Origin of the sequence: Paraclostridium sp. (genome assembly GCF_051657365.1) — a bacterium.
Lineage (GTDB): Bacteria > Bacillota > Clostridia > Peptostreptococcales > Peptostreptococcaceae > Paraclostridium.
In genome coordinates, this window is record NZ_JBOFKN010000170.1 from 31419 (window position 1) to 49044 (window position 17626).

Consider the following 17626-nt stretch of genomic DNA (forward strand, 5'->3'; position numbering starts at 1 on the left):
TTTTTTGTTACTCCCCTATATTTGATTAAATATAAGTTCTACTTTAAATAAATCCCCATCTATTTGTATATCAAACTTCCCATCTTGAAGTTCAACTAAATCACGAGCAATGGCTAGTCCTAACCCGCTACCTTCTGTATTTCTTGCTAAGTCTCCTCTTTTAAATCTTTCAATTATTTCACAAGCTTCAAAGTTAAGCTCATATGCTGATATATTTTTCATAGATAAATACACTTTATCATTAGCTAATTTCATATCTATATAAACTCTCGTATTGTTAAGTGAATACTTAGCTATATTTGTTAATAGATTTTCAAATACTCTATACATTCTTCTTCCATCACAATTTATATATACAGCTTCTTTTGGAATATTAACTTTTAAATCCAAATGTGAACTCGCTAATTTTTCTTCCGTTTCACCTATACTTTGTCTTAACAACTGATTTAAATCTAGTTTTTCAATATTAAGTTCTATATTACCACTACTAGCTTTACTTGCTTCAAATAAGTCTTCTATAAGTGATTTTAAACGTCTAGACTTATTATCTAATACATTTACATAATCTTTTAAATACTCTGGTTGTATATTCTCTTCTTTTTTTATTAAATCAACATAATTTATAATTGATGTTAATGGAGTTTTTAGGTCATGACTTACATTAGTTATAAGCTCGGTTTTCATTCTTTCACTTTTGAATTTTTCCTCTATTGCATTATCAAGTCCATCACTTAAATTATTTATATTTTGAGCAAATATAGATAAAGCATCATCACCTTTAATTTCTATCTTGTGATGTATATCTCCATTTTTTATTTTTTTAGTTCCATCCATTATAGCATCTATATATCCTAATTTATTTATAATATATCCCGTTGCCACAAATAAGTTTGTTGCTAATATAATCATAATTGCCATAAGTATAATTAAAGGTTCTTGCCAATACCAAGTAGTATATAAAAATAGTAATACCATCCCACTAATCGTAATCGTAATTATATTAATTAAAATCAATTTTCTCATTAATGGTAATTTCTTTTGATACTTAATAATATTTGATATTACATTTACAAAAAACTTTAATATAATATATATAATGCTACTTTTTAATAAACTCGTTTTTTTATCCAATTTTTTAAAGCACTCAGCCCATAGGAATACCCCTGTTAAAAATATAAGTTTTAAAATTATTGATATTATATACTGCACATTAATAATTGCTAAAAATCCGCTTATACAAAACATTAATATATATATTTCTAAAGGCATTTTTTTATATACTCTTAAAATTAAACTTTCCTTATTTATAAGCTCTTTTTTATTTATCAAATATGCTATGAATGATATAATTGCGCTAATCCCTGATACCATTAAACCTTTAAATAAACTAATTGATAATTCTTTGTAATGTTCAAATTCATAGTAGTAAGAACTAAACCCAAAAGTATCATATGATTCATTAGGTTTTTCAGGTAGCGATATACTTATTGTTAAATTATCTTTTGGTATTCCCCAAAATAAATGTCTATTTGTTTTAACTGATATTCTTTTGTTATCTATAATTTTAGTGTATGTATCACCGCTGTCATTAAAATCAACTTCCAAATTACAATAATCTTTTTGATTTTTTCTAAACTCATCATTGGTTTTATATTTAGTATTAGTATAGATGTTATTATTTAAATCATTTTTAATAAAAAACTTCATATCCTTAAAATCATCTAGTTCTCTTCTAGCATCTATTTTTGATTGTTCTCCATACATTTCTTTACTTGATGTCGCTACATACATTCTATCTAATATATTTTGAAGCAATTCATTATCAAATTTATCACTTTCATAAAAATTATCTGCATATATTTTTTTATCATTATTTGATATAGTACTCTGTTTTATTCTCTCATAAGTATTTCCATATATACTTTCTTCTAATGTTGCTCCAAATATTGAAGTTGAAATTAATAGTAGTATTAAACATACATACTTAAAACCTTTATTATTTATTTTCATCAATCCACCTTTTCCTCTTTAACCTTTATAATAAATTCATTCCTGTCATTAGCTTATAAAATATAAAATTAGCAACTATTAAACTTAAAAATTGCCAAAATATTTTTCCCTCTAAATATGTAAAACCTATTAATACAGCCCCTAATTGAGTCATAAAGAAAAATATAAGTAGCATAGCAAAATGCATAACTAACTGTATATTCCATCTTTTAAACTTAAGTATATTATAACTTCTCGACTTTGTATCCAACTCCCCACACCACCTTTAAATATTTTGGTTCTTTAGGATTTATCTCAATTTTTTCTCTAATTCTCCTAACATGAACACTCACTGTATTTTCTGAATTAAAACTATCTTCATTCCACACTCTTTCATAAATCTCATCTATGGAAAATACTCTTCCTTTATTAGCTAATAAAAGATTAAGTATCTTAAACTCTATAGGAGTAAGTCTAACAAACTCATCCTCCACAAAAACTTCTTTACTATTAACATTTAATTTTAAATCTCCACTTTGAATAATATCTTTATTTTCCTCTACTTTGTAATTACCTAAGTTTATATACCTTCTAAGTTGAGACTTAGTCCTAGCTATAAGCTCTAAAGGATTAAATGGTTTAGTTATATAATCATCAGCCCCTATATTAAGTCCAATAATCTTATCACTATCCTCACTCTTTGCAGAAATTAATATTATAGGAATATTCTTTTCTTCCCTAATCTTTATAGTAGCCTTTATCCCATCTAACTTAGGCATCATAATATCCATAAGAATCAAATGTATATCATTACTAACAAGTATTTCTAAAGCTTCAACCCCATCATAAGCTTTAAATATATTAAATCCCTCATTTTTTAAATAAATCTCAATTGAATCCACAATATCTCTATCATCATCAACTACTAAAATATTACTCATATACTTACCTCACTTAACTTAATCGTCAGATTCGATTATACAATATCGTGACCTCATAAACTTTATTTTCTCTTATATTTATATAATAAACCATAAATCTTAAGAAATAATTAAGATAATTCTTAAGATTTTCTTACGATTTAATACAAATATAAAAATCCCCTACATATATTAGACGAAATAACCTTATAAATAGTTTCATAATTTGTAACTTTATTTTGTCTAATATATCAAATAAAAAAAGGAGCATATGCTCCTTTTTTTATTAATCTCAGTTACATCCACAATCACAGCTAGAATCAATACCACTATCGCTACAGCAATCATGGCCAAAATCAGTACATTCACAATCTTGACTATGAGACTCATAATTATTATTCATAAAATCATTAGTGCCTATATTATAATCTGAGTTGTTTATATTCCCATTTTTTCCCTGTTCTTTAGTACTATTTTTAATACTTAATATAAATATAAATATTAAAATCAAAGTAATGATTTCCATATAACTCATCTCCCTAATAATAATTTCAGCTAAAATGCATTATATATATTTTACTATTTCTAACTAAAATAAAAAAGAACTCATTTGCAAGCAAATGAGTTCTTCTTTATTTTTTCTCTATCCAAAGCTTTAAATCTGAGCTTAGCTAGGGTTAGTGATGTGTGTTGACGCAACACTTTACGTACGCAGTACGTCGTGTGAAGGAAACACATATCACTAACCCTAGCGCCCCTCAATTTAAGCTATCTATTACTCTTCTTCTGGTATATCATGGTGATGATCATGATCATCTTCTATAACAACACCATCTAAAGCAGCTATGTGTATATTATTCTTCTCAGAATAATCTATTAAAGCAGCTTTTATAGCTTGCTCAGCTAAAACTGAACAGTGCATTTTAACTGGAGGTAAACCATCTAGAGCTTCCGCAACAGCTTTATTAGTTATCTCTAAAGCTTCCTCTATTGTTTTCCCTTTTATTAATTCAGTAGCCATAGAAGAACTAGCTATTGCTGATCCACATCCAAAAGTCATAAACTTAACATCATTTATAACCTTAGTATCTTTATCTATATCAAGATATATTCTCATTATATCTCCACATTTAACGTTTCCAACTTCTCCTACTCCACTTGGATTTTCTATCTCTCCAACATTTCTTGGATTCATGAAATGGTCCATAACTTTTTCACTATATTGCATTTTACTTTCCTCCCTTATCTAACTTATTGAATAATGGTGACATACTTCTTAATCTTTCTATTATCTTTGGTAAATTATCTATTATAAAGTCGATATCTTCCTCTGTTGTAAAATCTCCGATACTTAATCTTAATGAACCATGAGCTATCTCATGAGGTAATCCCATAGCCATAAGAACATGCGATGGATCTAATGATCCTGAAGTACAAGCTGATCCACTTGATGCAGCTATACCTAACATATCTAACATTAATAATATTCCTTCTCCTTCTATAAACTCAAATGAGAAGTTTACATTTCCAGGAAGTCTATAATCTAAGCTTCCGTTAACTTTTGTATAAGGTATTCTTTCTAATATACCATCTATAAGTTTAGTTCTTAAAGCTGTTAATCTTTCTATATGCTCGCCCATATTAGCTTTTGCAAGTTCACATGCTTTAGCATATCCAACTACACCTGGTATATTTTCAGTTCCTGCTCTTCTTCTTCTTTCTTGTGCTCCACCATGAACGAAAGTATGTAATTTAACTCCAGTTCTTATATATAGCGCACCTATACCCTTAGGTCCATATATTTTATGAGATGACATACTCATTAAATCTATGTTTAATTCATTAACATCTATTGGAATATTTCCTGCAGCTTGAACAGCATCTGTATGGAATATAATCTTATGCTTTTTAGCTATTTCACCTATTTCTTTTATAGGTTGTACTGTTCCAACTTCGTTGTTAGCAAACATTATACTTATTAATATAGTCTTATCTGTTATTGCTTTTTCAACGTCATTAGCATTTACTCTACCATCAGCATCTACATCTAAGTAAGTTACTTCAAATCCGTGATGCTTTTCTAAGTATTCACAAACATGAAGTATACCATGATGTTCTACCTTAGAAGTTATTATATGATTTCCTTTTGCTTTGTTTGCAAAAGCAACACCTTCTACTGCCCAGTTATCACTTTCTGTTCCCCCAGCTGTAAAGTATATTTCATTTGGCTTTGCATTTACAAGACTAGCCACAGTTTCTCTTGATTTGTCTAATATATTTTTAGCATCTCTCCCGAAAGAATGGAAACTTGATGCATTTCCGAAAGTTTCTGTGAAATAAGGCATCATAGCTTCTACCACTTCTTGTTTAACAGGAGTTGTAGCTGAATAATCCATATATATTTTTCTTTTTTCCATTTCATTCATCTCCTAAATCTATTTTATAATTAAATCTGTTATATCATTTATATTTTTATTTTTATTATAGTCATCTATCATGTTTTGAAGTGTTATTGAATTTATAACATCTTCTATTCCCTGTTTAAGTCTTTCCCAAACAATTTTGGTAACACATATTCCAGAGTTTTCACATATATCTTCATCCATTACACAATCTGAAATTGAAACAGGACCTTCAAGAACTACTAGTATATCTCCTACTGTTATATCCTTTGGTTCTTTTACTAATAAGTATCCTCCTTGAGCGCCTCTTACACTTTTTATAATTCCTGCTTTTTTAAGTGCTGAAAAGATTTGTTCTAAGTACTGTTCTGATATATTTTGTTTTTTAGCTATCTGTCTCAATGGAACTGGTCCATTCTTTTGTGTAAGTGAAAGTTCAAATATTGCTTTTAGTCCGTATCTACCTTTAGTTGATAGTTTCATTTTATACACCTTCTTTTCAAATAGGTATTTCCGACTAACTTACTAGGTTTTATCTTCAAGATTATTTTATTATATCCTAGTGATCTTGTCAACATTAAATTCATAGTATTTTTGTAGGAATTAAAAAAGGAGTGGAAATTTAGTATTTTCAACTCCTTAAAACTTTTACTTATAATAAATTACCCACTGACCTAACTCTTTAAACCCTATTTTTTTATAAATTTTCCCTGCTTCTTCATTATCATAAAAAAGGCAAGGAAGTTTATTTTCTCTTATTAAGCTATAACATAACTTGACCATACACTTAGTCGCATATCCTTTATTTCTATACATAGGGTGAGTCCCTACTCCTATTACCATTGCATGCGTTTTATTTTCTGAAGTTGATTTTGCCATAGATACAATAGTTTTGTTTTCTTCTATATAATATCCTCTACCGCTTTTCAAATTGCTTTTTATGCTTTGTATATTAGGTTTTTCAAATTCATCTATATCCTCATAAAGTTTTAATATTTTTTTTATCTTTCCAAACTTTATCTTTTTAACATTCACATCTATATTTTGTTCTTTCAAATAATTTATATTTTTTAGTGCACAAAACGTTACTATCCTTTCTCTATTATGATATATATAAGGTTCTATAAACTTCAAAGTATCTATTTTTCCATTTATATTTCTATATATAAGTTTATTTATATATTCAACAAAGCTTATTAAATTGTAATTATCAATAGAATATAGTGTTAATAAATCAAATGCTTGAATTAATAAACCTCTTATATTTCCTTTATCATCAAAATTTCCCCATATATTAAAAAAGCAATTATTATATCCGTATCGTTTCACATCTCCAATTAATAAGAGATTGAAGTTTTCTTCTTGTTTTAAATAGTTTATAACTTGATTGTTATATTCTTCATTTAACTTTAAAATCATTACACCCTCCGCTATATCAATTTTCATGTTAAATAATATGTTTGTAATAAACTATTTATTCTTTGTTGTGCAGCTTCATTCCTTCATAGTTTCTAATATACTTATAATTTCACAATTATTTTACTTGTAAATATTTTTTCAGAGTGCTATATTGATTTTAATAACATTTGGCTTTTAAATATTAAATTTCAGAAAGAAGGGTTACTATGACTGTATTAGATACTTTTGTAAAAAACTTATGTGGAACATTTAATAATGATGAACAAATAGAAGCAGAAATCAAATCTGGAGAAATTAAACATCCTTGTGCAAAACATATTAATGGGATTTGTAATGACAAGATTAAAAATTTACCTAGTGATTTCGATGGGTACTTTGTAATAGAAGAAAGTTATTATAAGCAAGGTAATTTCAATAATATTTTACCTCATCTATTTTTATTTACATTAAATGAATATAATAAAGTTGTGTTAACATCTTATGAGCTGCCTACGGGTGTATCTAAAGAAGATTTTAGAAATGATAATGATAGTTTAGTTATGGATTTTAATAAGTTGATGATATCAGAAAAATTTACACCTATGGTGTATAATGAATGTGATGGCGTGTTTACTGGAGAAAGTATTAGTTTCTTTACACCTGTAACTAAGTTTGAACTTAAAGAAAGAATAGAAGATTCTACTTTATATGTAAGTGAAGTTTTCTATAAAAACGATAAAATTACTTTTGGGTTTGTTGATCCAATTATATATAAAAGAGTTTAAATAAAAGGGGATGCCTCTAAATAGTGTTAACTTTGGATAAACATATATCCTTTGCTCTCTATTTTGAGATATCCCCCTTTTTAAGCTTTAAATACTATTTTGGTAAATTTAATATTTTACCGTCAACTATAGATATTATAAAATTTTATGAACCATTTGATAACCTAGCAAAAAGACTTCCTCCTAATTTTTTCCTTTCTCATAAAAGTTACATAGTTAATTTAAAATGTATACACAAGGTTATACCTATAAATAAAACTTCTTTAGAAGTTAGTTTCATTAATTTTCAAGAAACTGCTACTCTTAGTAAGTCCTTAGAAAAAGATTTTCTTTATAGATTTTACCGTACTAAACGATTTTAACACAATAAAAAGTCTGTCTAAAAATAGACAGACCTTTTTATTCACTATATCTAACTCTATCTACTAAAGATTCTTTCTTAAAGTAGTTATTTATAAAATGAGTTATCCCTATTTGAACAGCTATCGATACTAAAACTAAAAGTATAGCTGGTACAAATGGGTATCTATATGAAGCATAGTCAGCTCCACTGTTATAAAACGCTAGATATGCAAAATATCCTACAACACTACCTATAACTAAAGATGAAACTATAGTTATACTTGTATAAAACATTCCTTCTATTTGTAGCATCTTTTTAAGTTGTTTGTCACTCATTCCAATAGCTTGTAACATTCCTAACTCTTTTTTTCTAGATATTATGCTAGTAACCATAGTATTTATAAGGTTAACCAAACTTATCATCCCAATTACAGTTACTAATCCATATCCCATTGAATTAACTCCAAAGAATGCTTTATTATTAGCTTCTAGTTCACTTTTGTAATCAGTATATTCTAAGTTTTTATATCCTTCAGAAATACTCGTTAGCATTGCATTTACATCATCATAGTTTTTATCTTTAGCTTCTACTTGTATAACATCATTATAATTTTTACCTGGTGTGGATTTTATTAAATCGTTACTTGTAAACATATGCCCACCAATATAAGATGTAACTATAGCTCCAACTTTAAAATCTCTATTTATTTCTTTACTTCCATCATTATAAGTTATATTTACAGTATCCCCTACTTCTAGTCCATTCCAATATGCTACAGCAGTCGCTATAATTATCTCTTTTCCAGATTTAATTTTTGCTAAGTCTATTTTACCTTCCTTAACATTTTTATCTAATCTATTTATCATGTCATCATCATAACCACATAAATCTTCTTCTATAAACTCTTTACCTTTATAGTCTTCTTCAAGAAATTCTGCTACTTTTACATCTCCTGAATTTTTTATTTTAGCATCTATTTTTGTAACTCTATTTACAACTTCTACTCCATTTATACTTTCTATACTTTTTATAAATTCTTCACTAAGTGGATTATCTACAATAACCCCAGCTCTTTCTTTTTCATAATCATAAGTAGCATATTTAATTTTAAACTCAAAATCATTAGTCATAAACTGACCTACCATCTTTTCAGTATTAATACTTTGAAGTATTGTAGATATACTTATAATCAATATTCCACTTAAGCTTAATGATAATAGTGTTAAGTAAGTACGTTTTTTATTTCTAAAAAGATTAGAATAAGTAAGCTTCTTTATATTAATTTCGTCATAGCCTTTTCTAGTTTTCTTTTTAGATTTATCATTTCCATTGTATTTCATAGCTTCTACAGGAGATATTTTAGCTGCTATTTTCATTGGCTTAAGTAATGCGATGTATACAGTTAATATAGTAATCAGTGATGAACCTATTATTATAGCTATACTTATTCCACTAAGTTGACTTTTATTTAAGAATGACTTTAATATAAATGTTGAAATTATATATCCCAATAAAATCCCTATAGGTATTGCTATAGTTGATAATATTAACCCTTCTTTTAATATTATTTTTTTAATTTGCTTTTTAGTTGCTCCTATAGCTTTCAATTTTCCTAGTTCCTGAGTTTTGCTTACTACAGATATATAGAAAATATTGTATATTACTATAAGTGCAGATGCTATAACTATCAAAGCGATAACTAAAGCTCCCATTATTATTGCTGGGTCTGGTTTCATACTCATTAAATATGCTTTATTCATTTTAATATCATCTGGATTTTTTGATAATTTTAAGTCTTTAGCTATCTGATTTGCCTTAGCTTCTATTTCATCTCCACTTAACTTATCTTCATCTTTAACTCTTACACTTGCTTTATATACAGTATTGTAGCTATTTTGTTTTATAAATTCTTTTGATACTAACCCCACTGAACTATTGCTTACGATATTACCTTCACTTCTTTCAATTACGCCACTTATTATAAATTCTTTTTCAGTAAGCTCTCCATTTGTATCATTAAATTTTATTTTAACTTGACTACCTATTACTGGTCTAGCTCCTAATTCTTTTATTATTTCTTTATCTAAGGCTATTTCATTAGATAATTTTGGTAATTTACCTTCTAAAATATTAACATTAGATAACTTGGCTCCATTTTCATCTGTATAAGCTATTAACAAGTCCGTTTTCCCAATTTGAGTTTTTCCAATTTGAGCACTATTTTCACCAACAATTTCTACATCTTTGTGGTTTCTAACTTTTTCTACTTGTCCTTCATCTAATTTTCTATAAAAAACATGGGAATTTCCTACATTCTTTACTACACTTGCCTTAAACTCATCTATCATATTTAAAGTTATTATTCCAATTGATGCAAGTAAGCAAGTTGTAAGTGCTATAGTTATTATTGTTAATATACTTCTTAACCTAGATGATTTTAGGTTATTTACAGCAATCTTATTTATATTAATCAACGATAGCACCACCTTTTATGACTTTACCATCTTCTATAAATATAACTTTATCTGCCATTTGAGCTATGGCTTCATCATGAGTTATCATAACCAAAGTTTGTTTATATTTTTTAACCATCATTTTAAGTAATGTCATAACCTCTTCACTAGTTTTAGAATCTAAATTTCCTGTTGGCTCATCTGCTAGTATTATAGCTGGGTTTGATGCTAATGCCCTTGCTATAGCAACTCTTTGTTGCTGTCCTCCTGATAATGTATTTGGCAGACTTTCTTTCTTTTTTTGTAATCCTAGAGAAGTTATTATATCTTCAATAAACTCTTTATCTACACTTTTATTATCAAGCCCTATTGGCAAAACTATATTTTCCCAAACATTTAAACTCGGTATTAGATTGTAATACTGGAATATAAATCCTATATTTCTTCTTCTAAAAATAGCCAACTCTTCTTCTTTTAATGAAAATATATCTTTATTATCTATGTATACCTTTCCTTCTGTTGGATTATCTAATCCTCCTAACATGTGTAGAAGTGTACTTTTCCCTGAACCACTCTTTCCTACAATAACAGCAAATTCCCCTTGATTTATTGATATGCTAGTATTATCTATCGCTCTTACTGTATTTTCACCTTTACCATAATATTTTTTCAAGTTTTTAGTTTCTAGTACTTTCATAAGCTTCCTCCCTTCAATTTATATTTATATAATACTTTGTTAGTCTTTCATTTTTATGTCAAAACAGCTTAATTACTATGACAGTTTTGACATACTTAAAATTTTATAATTGAAAGAATAAAGAAAACTTGCTACCATTTCCTATCTCTGATTTTACAATTATATTTCCACCTTGCTTTTCTAGTATTTTACGACTTAAGTAAAGCCCTACCCCTGAACCTTCTGTATACTTAACTTCTTTGCTAGTACCTCTATAAAATCTTTTAAATATTTCATTGTAGTCTTCTTTTTTTATACCTATCCCGCTATCTTTTATATCTATCCTTACATAGTTTATAGTTTTAGAAACATCTATATATATCTTACTTTTTGGATCACTATATTTTATAGCATTTTCAATTACATTAAATATAGCTTCTTCACTCCATCTAGCATCATGTTCTACATATATATCTTCAAATTCGTTTAACTCCAGTTCAATATCTTTTTCTAAAGCTTTTGTATAGGATGAACTTATTGATTTTATTATTGTATCTTTAATATTTTTATTTCCTATTTTTATGCTTATCATACTTGCTTCTAGTCTTGATATATTTACTAATGCATCAATTAAGTTGTTTAGCTTTTGAATTATTTCTTCATTCTTGATTAAAAATAGCATTCGCATATCTTCATCATCGTTTTCTTCCATAATCAATGAATTATTAAGTTTTAAAGATGATAAAGGTGTTTTTAATTGATGTGATATATCTGTTACTAAAGCTTTTATGTTTTCTTTTTCCTTATTTAATTTTTCAAAGCCTAATTCTAAATTTTTTCCTAATATACTTAGTTGTGAATATATGGTGTGTTCAATACCTTCTTTTTCAAAACTAGCATCTATTAAGTAATCACCTTTTGTCATTTTATCTATATTGCTAGATATGTTAATAAAAATGCCTAGCATATAATTCATTACTTTACCCACTATTGCTAAATTTAAGATAGCTAAAAAAATAGTTATACTCATAGATATAAATATGGAATTTTTTATTATACTATCGTATTTATCATCATTTAATATGTTATTATGCTCATTATAACCATAACTTTCAAGAATTTCTTTTCCTGTATTTTGAGCATGTTCATTGCTATTTTTTATAGAACTAAGTATTTTATCTTCTTCATCTGGATATTTTAAAACTAAACTGCCTACAATATTTTGCTCCGTATACAAATGTTGTTTGTACACATTATTTAGTTGATAAATTTGAAATATATTGAGTACTCCTAATGATATAAATACACTTATTAGAATTATACTTATAGATTTCTTCGTACAAGGTTCTTTAATTAAATTATTTATCATTTTTTCACACATCCTTTAGCCCATACATAACCTACCCCTCTGATATTTTTTATATATTCTGGCATTGATGGCTCATCTTCTACCTTTGCTCTTAATCTTTTAATATTTACAGCTACTGCATTTTCTTCTACATATTTATCAGTATCCCATAGATGCGTTAATATTTGGTCTTTGGTTAATATTTGTTTACTATTTTCCATCATATATTTAAGTAGCTTATATTCAATTTTGCTTACAGCTATTTCTTCATTGTTTTTAATTAGTTTCATTTCATTTCTATCAATCACGATATCGTGACATATTAGTAATTCCGAAGAACTATTATTATCTAATCTTTTCATTAGTGCATTTATTTTAGATATAAAAACCATTAAACTAAAAGGCTTAGTTATATAATCATCAGCACCTATTTCATATCCTGTTACAATATCAATTTCTCTTTCAAGCACTGTTAAAAATACTATTAATACATCACTAACTTGTCTTATTTCTTCACAAAACTTAAGCCCACTACCATCAGGCAAGTTTATGTCAGATACAATTAAATCTACTTCATTATTTTTAAATAATTCTTTTGCAGTACTTATATCCATAGCAGATAAAACATTGTATCCCTCTTTTTTTAATTTAAATGTAATCCCATTATTTAAGCTTTCATCATCTTCTAATATTAATATCGTTTTATTCATAACAATCCCCTTATTATTTAGTATTTCTCTCTAAATAATAAATGTAATCGTTTACAATATCAATATGCCAGCATTTATTTAATTAAAATTCAAATGAAAAAATGGTAGCATAATTTCTATGCCACCATTACTTTTCACTTGAATTTTTAATTTACTCAGTTACTCTAATTCTTTCTACAATACTATCTTTGCTTACTTGTTTATATACTATTAATGGAACTATTAAGCTTATTAAAAATACAGCTACTATACATAAAATCAATGCTCCTACTGGATAAGTATATACAGAGTATCTTAATTTCATAATGTTAAATCCTATAAAGGTTCCTAAGCTTCCAAGTGTAAGATTTATACAAGTTATTATAATCCCATAATATAAACCTTCTAGTATTAACATTTTTTTAAGTTGCTTTTTAGTCATTCCAACGGCTTCTATCATAGCAAACTCTTGTCTACGAGATATTATACTTGTTATCATAGTATTTATAAAGTTTAAAACCCCTATAAATCCAATTATAAATACTGCACTCATCCCTATAATAGTTATAGTCATTTGAAAACTTTTAGCCTCATCTATATATTTTTGTTTTGAAAAAGTTTTTACATATGGATTATTATATTCTTCAGTTAACTTATCTATATTTTTTTCTACTTCCTCTAAGTTTTTATCATCTACATCAATAATAAGTTTTTTAATATATGGCTTTTCAACTATATTTTTAAAGTCATTTTCATTCACAAATAAGTCCATATAAAAGTTTTCAGCCCCTCCAAGTATTGCCATAACTTCAAATTCATTTTCTGTATATCCATCTTTTATATCAGTTGTATTAAGATATTTCAAATTAACCTTATCGCCTACTTTTATTTTACTACCTTGGTGACCCAAAATTATTATATATCCACCTTTGTTGAATTTATTTAAATCTATAGACCCTTCTAGCAAATTAAATTCTCCAAATTGACTAGTTTCATTAATTTTTATAATATTATTCATTAATTCCCCCGATGACAATCCATTTAAATCTACTCTTACTTGTTTATTCTTCTTTGCATCCTCTCTCGGATCTATACCTTGCCTAAATCTATCTACATATTCTTGACTTATACTTTGAGTTAGTAGTTCTTCCTTTAAAAGGCCATCATAAACTATATATCCATTATCTCGATAAATTTCACTTATAGAATTAACTCCATCTAACTTTTTTATATCTCTTATAAACTCCTCATTTATTGGTGTAATAACTTCTTCTTGATATTTAGCCATATCAACTAACCCATGTTCAATTTCAATATCATCTAACAGCTGTCCCTCTGCTGCTCGTTCCGGGCTTGAACTGCTTATAATAGTTGATACTGCTAAAAATATTATACAACTTAAAGACATAGATATTAAAACTAAAAATGCTTTACGTTTATTTCTAAACATATTTGAAAGTGCCATTTTATGAATTTTAGAACCGCTTTTTCCTTTTTTAGATTTTCGTTTATTATTAGTTGTTTTATCACTATATCTAACTGCATCTATTGGTGAAACACTACTTGCTACCTTAGCAGGTTTCATACAAGATAATCTTACTGTAATATATGAAAATATAGTCGCCCCTATAAAAATAATTGGATTAAAGTATTCAAATGAAGTTCTGTTTAATCCTTCAAGTGTACTTCCAACCAGCGGTACAAAAATAACTCCTAATCCAAATCCTAAAATTAATCCTATAGGTATTCCTATCAAGCACAATCTGTTTGCTTGATTTATTAATAGTTTATTTATTTGTTTTGGAGATGTACCTATCGTTTTTAATAGCCCATAGTACTTTATATCCTTAACTACTGAAATATAGAAAATATTATAAATCAGTAAATATCCACTTATAAGTATCAGCCCTATTATAAGAACTATTGGTAAAACATTTTTTATTACTTCACTAATATTTGTTACTTGAGTATCTAAATAAACTGGATTTATACTTGCTTTTTCTGAATATGGTTGAATTTCTTTTAAAACTTTATCAAATTGAGTTTGTAGATTTTTATCACTTATAAAGTCAAAGTTTACACATGTAGCTTCAACAGTGTTAGCTTTTATGAATTCATTATAAAATTCTTCACTTGCATAAATATCATGAAGAGGCATACTTGTTGTTACTTTATATTTAAAATATCCGCTTAATTTGAATTTATAATTTTCACGTTTTCCAGTGAGTTTTCCATCTTTACTTTCTGGTATAACTAAATTTATTTCTGTTCCTATTTTATGAGGCAATTTTAACATGTCTAACAAGGCTATAGGCATTACTATTTCATCTTTACTTTTAGGTAATTCCCCCTCAACCATATCTGTATGAGTTGAGTTTTCTACACTTTTTTCATCATAAACTGCTAGGTTTATAGATTGGGTTGAAAATTCAGGGTTAACTACACTGGCTATATTTTTTACTATTCCTATACTATTTTTATCTATCGATTTATCATTTTTTATTTTTTCAATTTGTTTATCATTTACAGCTTGCATTTGAACATGATTAATCATTCCATATTCCATAAATTTATAACTATTAAATGCCTCCATCATGCTATACCCTACTGTAAATAATGATGTGAATAGTACTGTAGTTAATACTATGGCAAGTATTGAAACAAAATTTCTAATTTTATTTATCTTAAAACTTCTATTACTTAATTTTTTTATAATAGCTTGATTGTTATTTTGAAGCATAGCTATCACCTCTATTTACAACTTTGCCATCTTCAATTCTAATAATTCTATCAGCCATTTGAGCTATATGCTCATTGTGAGTTATGATTATTATAGTTTGACTAAATTTATTGCTAGTTATCTTCAAAAGTCCAAGTACATCTTGTTCCGTTTTGCTATCTAAGTTACCAGTAGGTTCATCTGCTAATATTATAGATGGTTTTGTTGATAGTGCTCTTGCTATTGCAACTCTTTGTTGTTGTCCTCCAGATAAATTATTTGGCAAGTCATCTACTTTTTTACTAAGTCCTAGGGTATTAATTATTTCATCAACATATTTAGTGTCAACTTTGCATCCATCAAGTTCTATTGGCAAAACTATATTTTCATAAACATTTAATATTGGTACTAAGTTATAATTTTGAAATACAAACCCAACATTACGTCTTCTAAATATGGTTAATTCTTCATCACTCATATTAAATATTTCATTATTATCAATAATAACTTTTCCTTCACTAGCTCTATCAAGACCGCCAAGCATATGTAGTAATGTACTTTTACCACTTCCAGATGTACCTACTATAGCAACAAATTCCCCTTTATCTACTGCTATATCTACTCCATCTAATGCTTTGACCAAGCTTTCTCCACTTCCATAGTATTTCTTTAAATTTTTACTTTCTAATATTTTCATTTATATTATACCCCTTAAATTATATATAGTATTTTCACTCATTCATTAATTAAATGGTATCATATAGACCTTACTTCAATCCTCACAGTGTTGTGATATTTAGTTTTTCAATTATAACAATATAGAGATATTTGCACAAAAAAAGCTAATCAAAATCCTTGAATAGCTCCTTAACTTTTACTTTTATTTAATTTTTCATATATACTGAAAAAATGCTACCTTTTCCTTTTTGAGATTCTACTTTTAAATATCCATTTTGTTTGGTTATGATTTCTCTCACTAAGTATAATCCCACTCCAACACCTTCTATTTCCCCAACTTCTGCACTTCTATAAAAACGTTTGAATATATTGTTTATTTCATGTTCCTCTATTCCAATTCCACTATCCTCTACACTTATTTTAGTAAATATCTCCATTTTTTCTACTTTTATTTTTATATGCCCAAAGTCATTTGTATACTTAATTGCATTTTCAATAATATTGAAAAAAGCTTCCGAAGTCCATCTTTTATCATGATAAATTTCAATTTTTTCATCTAAATCAATAATTATATCTATATTTTTTCTTTGAGTTTTTAAATACACTCCACTAATTGCATTTGCTATTGTATCGCTTATCCTAGACTTTTTAATATTTAAAGATATAATTCCATTTTCTAGCCTAGACATTTTTATAAGTGATTTTACTAACCATTCTAATTTGTTAACTTGAGACTGCATATTTTGCAAAAATTGTATTTGTTTTTCTCTATCTAATTCTCTATTTATCAAAGTTTCATTATACATAGATATATTTGCTATAGGTGTTTTTATTTGATGTGAAATATCTGATATTAAAGTTTTTATGCTTTCTTTTTCATCTATGTACTTCCTATTTTTATTTTCCATTATCTCTATCATATATTTAAATTTATTTTGTACTTTAGAAATTAGATTGTCTTTGTTTAAATCAAAATCCATAGCTTTTTTTCCAGCTATAAATTCATCTATGTTATATATAATATTATCACTAAATTTAACTATTTCTTTTCTAATTACATATATAAAAAGCATTGCTATAATAAATACTAAAATTACAAAAATAGTAATTGTAATATTAATATTTTTGACTATATTAATTGAGTTAGGATAAATATACAAGATATTTTCAGTTTGATATTTTATAATTATTAAAGATATACAAGCTAAAATAAAATATACAATTGA

17 protein-coding genes are annotated in these 17626 nt (G+C 26.8%); 2 read left to right on the forward strand and 15 right to left on the reverse strand.

The annotated features are described in order from the left end of the window. Positions 1-15: 15 nt before the first annotated feature. The 8 genes from ACRCYC_RS13165 to ACRCYC_RS13200 all read right to left on the reverse strand — a co-directional run bounded on the left by ACRCYC_RS13165 (position 16) and on the right by ACRCYC_RS13200 (position 6730). Positions 16-2010, reverse strand: a complete 1995-nt coding sequence (locus tag ACRCYC_RS13165; protein ID WP_438619592.1) for a sensor histidine kinase — start codon at positions 2008-2010, stop codon at positions 16-18. Positions 2011-2035: 25 nt separating this feature from the next. After that, positions 2036-2260 carry a hypothetical protein gene (locus ACRCYC_RS13170; RefSeq protein ID WP_438619593.1) on the reverse strand — a complete coding sequence of 75 codons (225 nt, stop codon included), beginning with the start codon at positions 2258-2260 and terminating at the stop codon, positions 2036-2038. Next, positions 2235-2930, reverse strand: coding sequence for a response regulator transcription factor (locus tag ACRCYC_RS13175; RefSeq protein WP_438619594.1), 696 nt, complete (start codon positions 2928-2930; stop codon positions 2235-2237). Before ACRCYC_RS13175 ends, ACRCYC_RS13170 begins: the two co-directional genes overlap by 26 nt. Positions 2931-3201: 271 nt before the next feature. After that, positions 3202-3435, reverse strand: a complete 234-nt coding sequence (locus ACRCYC_RS13180) for a hypothetical protein (protein ID WP_438619595.1) — start codon at positions 3433-3435, stop codon at positions 3202-3204. 249 nt (positions 3436-3684) lie between these two features. Continuing rightward, positions 3685-4137, reverse strand: a complete 453-nt coding sequence (nifU, locus tag ACRCYC_RS13185; RefSeq protein WP_438619596.1) for a Fe-S cluster assembly scaffold protein NifU — start codon at positions 4135-4137, stop codon at positions 3685-3687. A gap of 1 nt (position 4138) precedes the next feature. Further along, on the reverse strand, positions 4139-5326 hold the full coding sequence (gene nifS, locus ACRCYC_RS13190; protein ID WP_438619597.1) for a cysteine desulfurase NifS: 1188 nt from the start codon (positions 5324-5326) through the stop codon (positions 4139-4141). An 18-nt stretch (positions 5327-5344) separates the two neighbouring features. Next, entirely contained in the window at positions 5345-5794 is a 450-nt protein-coding gene (locus ACRCYC_RS13195; protein ID WP_438619598.1) for an RrF2 family transcriptional regulator, read from the reverse strand. Between the two features lie 165 nt (positions 5795-5959). Beyond that, the gene (locus tag ACRCYC_RS13200; RefSeq protein WP_438619599.1) at positions 5960-6730 is read right to left on the reverse strand and encodes a GNAT family N-acetyltransferase; all 771 of its coding nucleotides are present in this window, start codon (positions 6728-6730) and stop codon (positions 5960-5962) included. Positions 6731-6936: 206 nt separating this feature from the next. Between ACRCYC_RS13200 and ACRCYC_RS13205 the strand changes: the two genes are divergently transcribed. Continuing rightward, positions 6937-7494, forward strand: a complete 558-nt coding sequence (locus ACRCYC_RS13205) for a hypothetical protein (protein ID WP_438619600.1) — start codon at positions 6937-6939, stop codon at positions 7492-7494. Between the two features lie 23 nt (positions 7495-7517). Continuing rightward, on the forward strand, positions 7518-7856 hold the full coding sequence (locus ACRCYC_RS13210) for a LytTR family DNA-binding domain-containing protein (RefSeq protein WP_438619601.1): 339 nt from the start codon (positions 7518-7520) through the stop codon (positions 7854-7856). A gap of 37 nt (positions 7857-7893) precedes the next feature. Here the strand turns inward: ACRCYC_RS13210 and ACRCYC_RS13215 are convergent, their stop codons facing one another. The 7 genes from ACRCYC_RS13215 to ACRCYC_RS13245 form a co-directional block, all read right to left on the reverse strand. After that, positions 7894-10311 carry an ABC transporter permease gene (locus ACRCYC_RS13215; RefSeq protein WP_438619602.1) on the reverse strand — a complete coding sequence of 806 codons (2418 nt, stop codon included), beginning with the start codon at positions 10309-10311 and terminating at the stop codon, positions 7894-7896. Beyond that, positions 10304-10987 (reverse strand): ABC transporter ATP-binding protein, encoded by a 684-nt coding sequence (locus ACRCYC_RS13220; RefSeq protein ID WP_438619603.1) that lies wholly within the window; start codon positions 10985-10987, stop codon positions 10304-10306. Before ACRCYC_RS13220 ends, ACRCYC_RS13215 begins: the two co-directional genes overlap by 8 nt. A gap of 103 nt (positions 10988-11090) precedes the next feature. After that, positions 11091-12335, reverse strand: a complete 1245-nt coding sequence (locus ACRCYC_RS13225; RefSeq protein WP_438619604.1) for a sensor histidine kinase — start codon at positions 12333-12335, stop codon at positions 11091-11093. Then, positions 12332-13024 (reverse strand): response regulator transcription factor, encoded by a 693-nt coding sequence (locus ACRCYC_RS13230; protein ID WP_438619605.1) that lies wholly within the window; start codon positions 13022-13024, stop codon positions 12332-12334. The genes ACRCYC_RS13225 and ACRCYC_RS13230 overlap by 4 nt, the downstream gene beginning before the upstream one ends. A gap of 151 nt (positions 13025-13175) precedes the next feature. Beyond that, positions 13176-15743, reverse strand: coding sequence for an ABC transporter permease (locus ACRCYC_RS13235; protein WP_438619606.1), 2568 nt, complete (start codon positions 15741-15743; stop codon positions 13176-13178). Then, the gene (locus ACRCYC_RS13240) at positions 15730-16419 is read right to left on the reverse strand and encodes an ABC transporter ATP-binding protein (protein ID WP_438619607.1); all 690 of its coding nucleotides are present in this window, start codon (positions 16417-16419) and stop codon (positions 15730-15732) included. The genes ACRCYC_RS13235 and ACRCYC_RS13240 overlap by 14 nt, the downstream gene beginning before the upstream one ends. A gap of 187 nt (positions 16420-16606) precedes the next feature. Next, positions 16607-17473 (reverse strand): sensor histidine kinase, encoded by an 867-nt coding sequence (locus ACRCYC_RS13245; protein ID WP_438619608.1) that lies wholly within the window; start codon positions 17471-17473, stop codon positions 16607-16609. Positions 17474-17626: the final 153 nt, after the last annotated feature.

What these genes read in the sequence shown, in the direction of transcription:
- nifS (WP_438619597.1), bottom strand. Translation starts at nt 5,326, where the DNA reads ATGGAAAAAAGAAAAATATATATGGATTATTCAGCTACAACTCCTGTT.
- ACRCYC_RS13235 (WP_438619606.1), bottom strand. Translation starts at nt 15,743, where the DNA reads ATGCTTCAAAATAACAATCAAGCTATTATAAAAAAATTAAGTAATAGA.
- ACRCYC_RS13175 (WP_438619594.1), bottom strand. Translation starts at nt 2,930, where the DNA reads ATGAGTAATATTTTAGTAGTTGATGATGATAGAGATATTGTGGATTCA.
- ACRCYC_RS13180 (WP_438619595.1), bottom strand. Translation starts at nt 3,435, where the DNA reads ATGGAAATCATTACTTTGATTTTAATATTTATATTTATATTAAGTATT.
- ACRCYC_RS13205 (WP_438619600.1), top strand. Translation starts at nt 6,937, where the DNA reads ATGACTGTATTAGATACTTTTGTAAAAAACTTATGTGGAACATTTAAT.
- ACRCYC_RS13225 (WP_438619604.1), bottom strand. Translation starts at nt 12,335, where the DNA reads ATGATAAATAATTTAATTAAAGAACCTTGTACGAAGAAATCTATAAGT.
- ACRCYC_RS13220 (WP_438619603.1), bottom strand. Translation starts at nt 10,987, where the DNA reads ATGAAAGTACTAGAAACTAAAAACTTGAAAAAATATTATGGTAAAGGT.
- ACRCYC_RS13165 (WP_438619592.1), bottom strand. Translation starts at nt 2,010, where the DNA reads ATGAAAATAAATAATAAAGGTTTTAAGTATGTATGTTTAATACTACTA.
- ACRCYC_RS13200 (WP_438619599.1), bottom strand. Translation starts at nt 6,730, where the DNA reads ATGATTTTAAAGTTAAATGAAGAATATAACAATCAAGTTATAAACTAT.
- ACRCYC_RS13230 (WP_438619605.1), bottom strand. Translation starts at nt 13,024, where the DNA reads ATGAATAAAACGATATTAATATTAGAAGATGATGAAAGCTTAAATAAT.
- ACRCYC_RS13240 (WP_438619607.1), bottom strand. Translation starts at nt 16,419, where the DNA reads ATGAAAATATTAGAAAGTAAAAATTTAAAGAAATACTATGGAAGTGGA.
- ACRCYC_RS13245 (WP_438619608.1), bottom strand. Translation starts at nt 17,473, where the DNA reads ATGCTTTTTATATATGTAATTAGAAAAGAAATAGTTAAATTTAGTGAT.
- ACRCYC_RS13195 (WP_438619598.1), bottom strand. Translation starts at nt 5,794, where the DNA reads ATGAAACTATCAACTAAAGGTAGATACGGACTAAAAGCAATATTTGAA.
- nifU (WP_438619596.1), bottom strand. Translation starts at nt 4,137, where the DNA reads ATGCAATATAGTGAAAAAGTTATGGACCATTTCATGAATCCAAGAAAT.